We start from the raw sequence: 1455 nt of genomic DNA, 5'->3' as shown, positions 1-1455 counted from the left end.
GTTGGGACATCCATGATAAGTATTTGTCAATAGGGTCACAAGATCTCCCTTGGCAGATTGTAGTCTGCCTCCCTTTTTCTTTATTAGCTGCAACATGCGAGCAATTTTCGACTTTCGGTCCCTAACGACCAGACATCCATTAGTTGCCTACGGCAGAAGCCATCATACAGCCTGATTCTTTTTACAGGTCTCTTTCATTGTACTGGCTTGAGCCCTCGCATAAGTTTAAGTTTGTGTCCACCCGCTGACCTCAATACAGTCCCAAGTAAGCCTCATGGCCATTCGACCATTTGCCAAGTCCCAACCAGAGAGGCTCAGCGGGGTTTTCGCATGTTAACTGCTTTTTGTTACAACAAACGGTCTTTGTTCTCTGTCGACCGCAAACATATATCCCACAAGTTTACGCGCGACCGCTATTGTCGCTTCGTTTCTATTCTTTCCCTTTCCAATTTCCCCATCATAAACCATCGCCAATTCGATATTGTACCTCGGCGCAAGTTTCGAAACCTCAATCAACATCGTCTGGAGATGATGGTTGCACTGCTTCGACAAGGGGGTTCGTTTACGCTTGCCGGCGGATTCGTCCAGTCGTCCGCATAATCCGCAATAGCTGATTAGTTTCTTTCTTGATGTGAACCGCGATATCTCCCCGATCTCACATGCCCATGTCAGCGCCATTGTCCCACCAACACCTTGAATCGTCATCAGATATTCAACACGTTTTTTTAGCGCATTGTCTTTCATCAGAATCTTTAAAATCATTGCCTGGGCAGACTTGAATGATTCTATACTCGTCCGGCTCATCCTCAACATCAACATAACAGATTCCGGCACCTCCTCAAGTTCCTTCAGGAGTTCTTCGAAATACCCCTTGCCATGAAGACGTTTGCTGTCATACTCAACACCGCACTCCATCAACAGGCAACTCAGGCGATTTTTCATTCGCGTGCTTTCGCGAACTATTAAATTCCGATATCTCAGAAGACTCCTTAAATCTCTAAGATGCGGTGGAGCCATATAAATTTCCGGAAATAAATTCGCTCTCAACAGATCAGCCAGCATCGATGCATCTATCCTGTCGCTTTTTTTCTTCGCCGACGATATCGCCTCAATTCTGAACGGATGACCAACCTTCAATTCATTCGCGTATGGCTTCAGAGTGTCGTAGATCCATCCGCTGAACATCGTTGCCTCCATGCAACCATCCCATGACTCAACCTGTTGCGATGCCCATTCCTGCAACGCTGCCTTTTGAGCCTGGATTACACCTTCACTAATTATTTTCCCGTCTGCTCGTTTCACACAAAATGCTACCGTTTTCTTGTGGACATCAAGCCCAATGTAGTTATAATCTTGTTGACACATTTTTTGTGCCTCCCTGATTGTTTTATGGTAAAAACAAATCTTTACTTGACTTCTTTCGAATGTCAAGAGGGAGGCGCTTTCTGCGTCAAC

General features: G+C 45.6%; 1 protein-coding gene. It reads right to left on the bottom strand.

The genetic code is table 11. From position 1 onward, the window contains the following. Window positions 1-333 precede the first annotated feature (333 nt). Window positions 334-1365, bottom strand: coding sequence for an IS110 family transposase (locus tag J7K40_08320; GenBank protein ID MCD6162402.1), 1032 nt, complete (start codon window positions 1363-1365; stop codon window positions 334-336). Window positions 1366-1455 lie beyond the last annotated feature (90 nt).

Source organism: Candidatus Zixiibacteriota bacterium (assembly GCA_021159005.1).
Classification (GTDB): domain Bacteria; phylum Zixibacteria; class MSB-5A5; order UBA10806; family 4484-95; genus JAGGSN01.
This window is presented reverse-complemented; position numbering and strand designations above follow the sequence as displayed.

Bases quoted from the DNA above. Each gene is read 5' to 3' on its own strand.
- J7K40_08320 (MCD6162402.1), bottom strand. From the start codon at position 1,365: ATGTGTCAACAAGATTATAACTACATTGGGCTTGATGTCCACAAGAAA.